Annotated in this window: 5 protein-coding genes; 2 read left to right on the plus strand and 3 right to left on the minus strand. The window is 73.2% G+C overall.

Annotated elements, in window-relative coordinates; translation table 11 throughout:
* Together ACFVW8_RS38120 and ACFVW8_RS38125 are read right to left on the minus strand one after the other, a co-directional pair.
* The coding region (locus ACFVW8_RS38120; protein WP_389698469.1) for a hypothetical protein at positions 1 to 1,375 on the minus strand (1,375 nt) is incomplete at its 3' end.
* Between the two features lie 178 nt (positions 1,376 to 1,553).
* Positions 1,554 to 2,270 (minus strand): antibiotic biosynthesis monooxygenase, encoded by a 717-nt coding sequence (locus tag ACFVW8_RS38125; RefSeq protein WP_389698471.1) that lies wholly within the window; start codon positions 2,268 to 2,270, stop codon positions 1,554 to 1,556.
* Positions 2,271 to 2,405: 135 nt separating this feature from the next.
* Between ACFVW8_RS38125 and ACFVW8_RS38130 the strand changes: the two genes are divergently transcribed.
* Complete coding sequence (locus tag ACFVW8_RS38130; RefSeq protein WP_389698473.1) at positions 2,406 to 3,524, plus strand: lipid II:glycine glycyltransferase FemX; 1,119 nt, start codon at positions 2,406 to 2,408, stop codon at positions 3,522 to 3,524.
* A gap of 107 nt (positions 3,525 to 3,631) precedes the next feature.
* Positions 3,632 to 4,525, plus strand: coding sequence for a 4-hydroxy-tetrahydrodipicolinate synthase (gene dapA, locus ACFVW8_RS38135; protein ID WP_389698475.1), 894 nt, complete (start codon positions 3,632 to 3,634; stop codon positions 4,523 to 4,525).
* Here the strand turns inward: dapA and dapD are convergent.
* Positions 4,522 to 5,511, minus strand: coding sequence for a 2,3,4,5-tetrahydropyridine-2,6-dicarboxylate N-succinyltransferase (gene dapD, locus ACFVW8_RS38140; RefSeq protein ID WP_389698477.1), 990 nt, complete (start codon positions 5,509 to 5,511; stop codon positions 4,522 to 4,524). The two genes, dapA and dapD, sit on opposite strands and share 4 nt — an antisense overlap.
* Between the last annotated feature and the right edge of the window lie 144 nt (positions 5,512 to 5,655).

A 5,655-nucleotide genomic window follows, 5' to 3' on the forward strand; every position in this document is an offset into this window, starting at 1 on the left:
CCACCCGCCACACCTCGTCGAAGAAGCCGCTGTGCTGGCCGGACAGCCCCTCGACCAGTCCCTGGAGCTCGTCCAGATCGCCGTCGGCCTCCAGCTGCGCCGCGATCGTGTCGACGGCCAGCCAGAAGATCATCGACTCCGGCGGCGCGGGCACGTCGGCGGCGCCCAGCTCCGCGAGCCAGACCCGGGCGAGACCGCCCAGCTCCGCGTCGTCGAGCACGGCGCGCACGGCGGGTTCGGCCTCCGCACCGGCCAGCGCGAGCGCCTGCTGGCAGTGCAGCCGGCGCAGCGGCGCCTGCGGGTCCTCGCCGCGCGCCGCGTCCAGGAGCTCGGCGGCCGCCGAGCCCGCGGCGCGTCCGGCGAGCCACAGTCCGACCTCGCTGCGGGCCGCCTCCTCCGGGTAGTACGCGATGCCTCCGAGGAGCCCGTCGGCACCCTTGTCCGCGAGGTCCCCGATCGCCGGGGCCGCCACGCCCGCGTCCAGCATCCGGGCCCGGACGCCGTACAGGCCGAGCGGGGTCAGCTTCACCATGCCGTACCGGGTGACGTCCTCGTCGTCGGCGGGCGGGGTGGCGTCCTCGCCCTCCTCGGCCAGCAGCGCCTCGTCCACCGGCCGGTACTCGACGATGCCGATGGGCTCCAGGACCCGGAACTGGTCGTCGAGACGCATCATCGCGTCCGAGACCTGCTCCAGGATGTCGTCGGTGGGCTCGCCCATGTCGTCGGGCACGATCATCGACGCGGCGAGCGCGGGCAGCGGTACGGGAGCGTCGCCCGCGGCGCTGTCGCCGACGGTGAGGAGATAGAGGTTGCCGAGCACCCCGTCGAGGAATTCGGCCTCCGTCTCCGGGTCCCAGTCCAGCGCGTCGAAGTCGATCGACCCGTCCTCGCCGACGAGGTCGGCGAAGTCGTCGAAGAAGGGGGCGGTGGCGTCGGCGTGGGCGGCCTCCAGGCCGTCGAGCCAGATCGCCAGGACGTCGCTCGGCGCACCGCCGGTCAGCAGCGCCAGGTTCTCGCCTGCGGTGACGGTGCCCTCCGCCTCCTCACCGAAGGCGTCCTCGTCGTCCGTGCCCGGTTCCGTCTCCTCGTCCACCTCCGGGTCCTCGACCTCGACGAGCCCGGTGTCGACCGCGAGCCGCCAGGCCTCGCTGGCCAGCGCCGCACCGTCCTCGTCGGGGGCGAGGCCGAGGTGTTCGGCCGCCGCGGGCAGCTGGGCGTCGACGAGTTCGCCACCGGCGCCGACCCTGGTGCCGGGCCCGGCCCAGCGGGCGAGCCGGACGGCGCGGGCGAGCAGCGGCGCGGCAAGCGCGTCCCGTGCCAGCTCCGCCTCGGTGTGCAGCCGTACCGGCGGCAGGGTGGGGCGCTCTGCGGACATCAGGGGGGTCTCCTAGGAACGTACGGGGCGTGCGCGCCGCCGGGGCCGGAGCTCCGGGCGCGTACGGGGACAGGCCGCCCAAGCGTAAACGTATTTCGCCGCACGCCGCCCGGAACCGGGGCAGGACCGCCGGGGCCCGCCCGCGGGGCTCCGGCGGCCGGCCCGCGGCCCGGCTGATTCACCGTCCCTGCGCGCCCGGCCGCAGGCTGAGCGCAGGGGTGTAGCGGCGCACGCCGCCGCCGGTCACCCCGGGGTAGGTCTGCACCCGCTCCCACTGCAGCGTCCGGGAACCGACGCCGTTCCCCGGAGCGGCCAGCGCGTCGATGTGGGCCTGTGTGCTCACCCATTCCGCGTAGTTGAGCACCCGGGTTCCGTCGGTGCTCACGTGGAAGTGTCCGGCGATGCCGCCGGGCGCGGGCGCCGGGTCCGTGCCGAGCGCCTCGAACACGCTGTCCACCCAGTCGCGTTGCCGTGCCCTGTCCGCCCCTTCGAACTCGACGTCGACGGTCACGACACATCCCGGTTCCCGGGCGTCGGACCCGTCGGGCGGCGTGGAGCGGTACAGCTCGTACGTGTGCAGTCCGAGCCGCTCGATGCCCGGCACGGCCGCGTCGACGTCGGCGTTGCGCTCATCCCGGCCGGTCCGGACGAAGGCCCGGTAGCTCTCCTCGTCCGGCCACTGCGAGTAGTGGAGGAGCGTCCTGCCGTCCTCACCGGCGCCGACCGTGTAGGAGAGCGGCCCGGGATGCGGCCACTCCCGGCTCGCCCAGGCCTCCCGGATGGCCTCGACGGCCTGCCGCTGCCGTTCGGGCGTACCGACGTCCCAGGTACTGGCCTTGACGATCCCCGCGTCCGCACGGGTGAAATCGGGCCGGGACACGAATTCCACGCTCATGGCTGCTCCCCTCGCGGGCGCTCCCCTGTGGTGCGCCCGTGACAGCCACCCTGATACGTGAAGTGCGATTGAGGTCAACAGCGGCCCGGCCCGTGGTCGTTAGGCTGACGAATCGGACAACGAACGGAGTACCGCATGTCGCTGCGGGTCGAGGGCATCACGCGCGAACAGCACCTGGCGTTTGTCGCCGGCCGGGGTTCCGTGAGCCATATGCAGGTTCCCTCGTGGGGCGAGGTGAAGCCCGACTGGCGCGCGGAGAGCATCGGCTGGTTCGAGGCGGGGCGGATCGTCGGCGCCGCGCTGGTCCTGTACCGCCCGATCCCCCGGGTGAAGCGGTATCTGGCTTATCTGCCGGAGGGCCCCGTCATTCCCTGGCACGAGGGCGATCTGCGGCCCTGGCTGGATCCGCTGGTGGCTCATGTCAAGGCGCGGGGCGCGTTCACGGTACGGATGGGCCCGCCGGTGGTCGTCCGGCGCTGGGAGGCGCAGACCGTCAAGGACGCCGTTTCCGACCCGGCCGCGCGCCGGCTGCGCGATGTCGAGCCGGACGTGATCGAGCCGGGGGCCGCCGAGGTGATGGACCAACTGCGCCGGCTGGGCTGGCAGCAGGGCGAGGACGGCGGCTCGGACGGCTTCAGCGCCGGACAGCCCAGGTACGTCTTCCAGGTGCCGTTCGCCGGGCTGTCGCTGGAGGAGATCCGCGGCGGGCTGAACCAGCAGTGGCGGCGCAACATCAAGAAGGCGGAGAAGGCGGGCGTCAAGGTCGTCGAGGGCGACCACGACGACCTTGAGGCCTTCTACGAGCTGTACCGCGAAACGGCCGGGCGCGACCGCTTCATCCCCCGCCCGCTGGTCTACTTCCAGCGCATGTGGACCGCGCTGCGCGCCGAGGATCCCGGACGGATGCGGCTCTATCTCGCGCACCACGACGGCGAGGTACTCTCCGCCGCGACGATGCTGACGGTCGGGACCCACGTCTGGTACTCGTACGGTGCCTCCACGAGCCGCCGGCGCGAGGTGCAGCCGAACAACGCGATCCAGTGGCGGATGATGAGCGACGCCCACGAACGGGGCGCGGCCGTCTACGACCTGCGCGGTATCACCGACACCCTCGACGAGAGCAACCACCTGATGGGCCTGCTGCGCTTCAAGGCCGGCACCGGCGGCCGGGCCGCCGAGTACGTCGGCGAGTGGGACTACCCGGTGAACAAGCTGCTGCACAAGGCCTTCGGCCTGTACATGGCCCGCCGCTGACGCCTCCGGCGGGAAGCTGCGCACCTCAGGACAGTTGAGCGCTCCTTCACCTTCAGCCGGAGCAGAACTAAGTGGACCTTCACGGTTGGGTGGCCGACACTTCGAACATGACGCCACCCGCCGCACCTCGCCCGCGCCCCTTCGGCCGCACCCTCTGCGCCATGGTCACCCCGTTCACCGCCGACGGCGGCCTCGATCCGGACGCGGCAGCCCGGCACGCTGCCGCCCTGGTCGCGGACGGCTGCGACGGCCTGGTGCTGAGCGGCACCACCGGCGAGTCCCCGACCACCTCCGACGCCGAGAAGACCGCGCTGGTGCGCGCGGTGCGTGCGGCGGTCGGCGCGGACGTGCGGGTGGTCGCGGGCGTCGGCAGCGCGGACACCCGGCACACCGTGGAGCTGGCCCGGCAGGCGGAGGAGGCGGGCGCCGACGGTCTGCTGGTCGTGACGCCGTACTACAGCCGGCCGCCGCAGGCCGCCGTCGAGGCGCACTTCCTGCGGGTCGCCGAGTCGTCCGGCCTCCCGCTGATGCTCTACGACATCCCGGGCCGCACGGGCACCCGCATCGAACCGGAGACGCTGCTGCGGCTGGCGGAGCACCCGCGCGTCCTGGCGGTGAAGGACTGTTCGCAGGATCTGCTGGGCGCGACGAAGGTGATCGCCGCCACCGGGCTCGCGTACTACTCGGGCTGCGAGGAGCTGAATCTTCCGCTGTACGCGGTGGGCGGCGCGGGCTGGGTCAGCACGGTCGCCAACGTGGCGCCCCGTCAGCTGCGGTCCGTACTGGACGCGTTCGACGCCGGGGACACCGCAGAGGCCGCACGGCTGAACGGGCTCCTGGTGCCGCTCGTCGAGCTGATGATGGCGTCCGGGCTGCCCGGCACCGTGACGGCGAAGGCGCTGCTGGACGCGGGCCCGGTCCGGGAACCGCTGCAGCCCGCCGGGCGCGAGGCGGCCGACGGGCTGCGGAGGGCGTACGAGCAACTGCTCGCCGCCGCTTAGTTGTTGCTGTGCAGGACGTCGTTGAGGCCGTCCCAGACCGCGTTGTTCGGGCGGGCCTCGACGGCGCCGCTCACCGAGTTGCGGCGGAAGAGGATGTTCGAGGCGCCGGAGAGCTCGCGCGCCTTGACGATCTGGCCGTCCGGCAGGGTGACCCGGGTGCCGGCGGTGACGTACAGACCGGCCTCGACGACGCACTCGTCGCCCAGTGCGATCCCGACCCCGGCCTCCGCGCCGACCAGGCAGCGCTCGCCGATCACGATGCGCTCCTTGCCGCCGCCGGAGAGGGTGCCCATGGTGGAGGCGCCGCCGCCGATGTCGGAGCCGTTGCCGACGACGACGCCGGCGGAGATCCGGCCCTCGACCATGGAGGTGCCGAGGGTGCCCGCGTTGAAGTTGACGAAGCCCTCGTGCATGACTGTGGTGCCTGCGGAGAGGTGCGCGCCGAGCCGCACCCGGTCGGCGTCGGCGATCCGGACGCCCTTCGGGGCCACGTAGTCCGTCATGCGCGGGAACTTGTCGACCGAGGTGACCTGGAGGTGCAGGCCCTCGGCGCGGGCGTTCAGCCGCACCTTCTCCAGGTCGTCCACGGCGACCGGGCCGAGCGAGGTCCAGGCCACGTTGGCGAGGAAGCCGAAGATGCCGTCGAGGCTCTGCCCGTGCGGCTGGACGAGGCGGTGCGAGAGCAGGTGCAGGCGCAGGTACACGTCGTGGGCGTCGAGCGGCTTGTCGTCGAGTGAGGCGATGACCGTACGCACGGCGACGACCTCGACCCCGCGGCGGGCGTCCACGCCGATGGCCTTGGCGGCGCCCTCACCGATCAGGTTGACGGCACGGTCGGGGCTGAGCCGCTCGGTTCCGGCCGGGCCGGGCTCGGCCGTGAGCTCGGGCGCGGGGAACCAGGTGTCGAGGACGGAACCGTCGCCTGCGATGGTGGCGAGGCCGGCGGCGACGGCGCCGGTGGTACGGGTGGAAGTCGTGTCGGTCATGACCAGAAACCTAACCGGCCGGGGGCCGCCCCGGCGAACCGGTCCCATCGTCCGGGCGTCGCACGGCCCGGGCGACGGGGCGCCTGCCGGGCCCCTGCCGCGGCCGCCGGCCGCCGTACGGGAACACCCCCGTGTCCCCCGTAC

Origin of the sequence: Streptomyces sp. NPDC058221, from assembly GCF_042882365.1 — a bacterium.
Lineage (GTDB): Bacteria > Actinomycetota > Actinomycetes > Streptomycetales > Streptomycetaceae > Streptomyces.